The 2561-nt window shown below is 61.4% G+C and carries 1 protein-coding gene and 1 pseudogene; both read left to right on the top strand.

Annotation, left to right across the window (positions count from 1 at the left end):
- On the top strand, positions 1-2361 hold a 2361-nt coding region (locus BN1139_RS00015), incomplete at its 5' end, for a PAS domain-containing hybrid sensor histidine kinase/response regulator (protein ID WP_041979864.1).
- A pseudogene (locus tag BN1139_RS21525) lies at positions 2348-2561 on the top strand (response regulator); the annotation flags it as partial. The gene BN1139_RS00015 and the pseudogene BN1139_RS21525, both read left to right, overlap by 14 nt.

Here is a 2561-nt window from a genome sequence, read left to right as displayed (position 1 = left end):
GCCGCCGAGAAGGCGCTGGCCATCGAGAGCGAGCTGCGGGAAACCATGTTTCAGGCGTTGCCGGTGCCCGTCTATCTGCGCAATAGCCAGGGCAAGGTGATCAAATCCAATAAACAGGGGCGACGTCTGGCCCTGCGCTATTCGCAACAGTTGATGCTGCCGCCGGTACAGCCGCAAAAGAGTGAAGGAGAGCTGGTGCTGGGGGATCAGGTCTTCGCCTATGCCCAACATCCGCTGCGACTGGACAAGCAAGCACCTGCCACCGATCTCATCGCCCTGTCGGATATCAGTGTGCTGCGTGAGCAGGCCCGTTTCCTGCGTCAGGCAGAGCGCCGCCTGCGCGCCCTGACCAATACCGTTCCCGGCGTGGTGCTGCAGTTTATGTTCGAGCGGGGACGGGTAGGGGGGATCGAGTTTATCAGCCGGGGCTGTTACGAGCTGCTGGGGCTGGCGAGTCAGCAGATCCGCCGTGAGCCCAAACGGGTGCTCACTATGCTGGAGCGCGAGGATCGCCGCCGGGTAAGCCGTGAGATGTTCGCCATGTTGCAGGCTGGCAAACCCTTCGCATTCACCATGCGCTATCACCATCCGACCAAGGGTCTGCGCTGGTTGCAGCTCTATGGCCGTGGCCGCAGTCAACCGCAGGGTTGGCGAATTTATGCGGTGATGCAGGATGCCACTGCCCGGGTCGAGCAGGATCAGGCATTGCAGCACTCCCATGAGCAGGCGCAACAGGCCGTTCTGGCCAAGGGGCGCTTTTTGGCCGCCATCAGCCACGAGATCCGCACGCCGATGAACGCCATGCTCGGCTTGCTGGAGTGGCTGGCCAGCACTCCTTTGTCGAGAGAGCAAGACTCTGCGCTGGCGCGGGTGCGTCAGGCGGGGGATGAGCTGCTCGGCCTGCTCAACGATGTGCTCGACTTTAGCCGCAACGAAAACAGCAAACTCTCCCTCTCGCCGCAACCCACCGATTTTGCCGAGCTGTGCGAGCACGTGGTGGCAGTGCACTGGACCAAGGCGCGGGCCAAGGGATTGCAACTGCGCCTTAAGTTGGATCCCGCTCTGCCAGCCCTGCAGACCCTCGACCCTCACCGGGTACGGCAAGTGCTCCACAACCTGCTCTCCAATGCCATCAAGTTCAGCCTGCGTGGGGAAGTGGTGCTGTGGGCCGAGGTGGTCGCATCAACCTTGCGCTTCGGTGTGGATGATCAGGGGCCGGGGATCACCGCCAAGATGCGCACCACGCTCTTTATGCCGTTCGAGCAGTTTGCCGTTGAAGGGCAGCTGCGGGCGCCGGGCACCGGTCTTGGTCTGGCGATCTGCAAGCAGCTGATCGAGCAGATGGGGGGTCTTATCGATGTCGAGGGGCGTGCCGGTGGTGGTAGCCGCTTCTATTGCGAGTTGCCCCTGAAGCGGGTGCAGCAGGAGCCGGACTGGCTGCCCAATGTGCGGCAGCTGGCACTCTCTTTACCCCACGATGAGGCGCAAGCGCTGTCGCCCTGGCTCAGTCGCTTGGGGATCGCCACCGTCAGCAACGCCGTTGATACGCTGCAAGCGGAGGTGGACGAGAAGGGGCTCTACTATTGGGCCTGGCAAGGGGAGTCCTGGGTGCCCGGGACCATCATCACCCTGCTGCAGCCACGGTTGACCCCAGATCAACCAGTGGCCGGCACCCAGCCCGGGCTCGGCATGCGGGTACTGCTAGTTGAAGATCACGATGTCAATCGCGAGCTGATCAGCCTGCAACTGGGGCAACTTGGTGCCAGCGTTATCACTGCCGCCAACGGGCAGCTGGCGCTGGAGATGCTGGCGCAGCAAGAGGTGGATTTTGTGCTGACCGATCTGCAGATGCCGGTGATGAACGGGGCCGAGCTGTGCAGGCAGTTGCGCCAATCCGCCCGTTGGGCCCGTCTGCCGGTCTATGTGATCACCGCAGATCTCAGTGATCAGGCGGCAAGGGAGCTGCAATCCTGCGGTTGCGATGGCCATCTGGACAAGCCAGTCGCCCTCAAGGAGCTGGCGACCTTGCTGCGCCATATTGCCAAAGAGGGGAGCAATGTTGTCGCCCCGACACCGGTTGCCTCGCTGCTGACCGATGAACTGGCCGCCCTTTATCTGAAGGCTACCCGTGATGATTTGGCCGAACTTGAGCGCTGCAGCACAGAAGAAGATGAAGTTGGCGTGAATGCTGCTTTACACAAGTTGAAGGGGGCCGCCAGAATGGTAGGGGCGACTGCGATGGTTGCGGTCATTGAAGAGTGGCAACAGGCGTCCCATCCGATGCTGCAAGCCAGATTGAACCGGGCACTGGATGAGTTCAGCCAGCAGTTTTCAAAGAGGGCTCAAGATGATCATCACTGATGAAGAATTACTGGCGTTGCTCGATTCGGAAGAGCATGAGGCGGCAGGATTTTGCCCCATTGTGCTCTATGCCCTCGACAGCACCGCCCATGAGTTGGCCAGCACCATGACATTGCCCTCCTATGTCACGCTGCACCGTACCCGACCGGATGCCTGCTGGCAGTGGGAAGGGTTGTTTGCGGCAGGTGCCATTGCCCTTT

It is taken from the genome of Aeromonas veronii bv. veronii (assembly GCF_000820225.1).
In the GTDB taxonomy this organism is placed as follows: domain Bacteria; phylum Pseudomonadota; class Gammaproteobacteria; order Enterobacterales; family Aeromonadaceae; genus Aeromonas; species Aeromonas veronii.
This window is presented reverse-complemented; position numbering and strand designations above follow the sequence as displayed.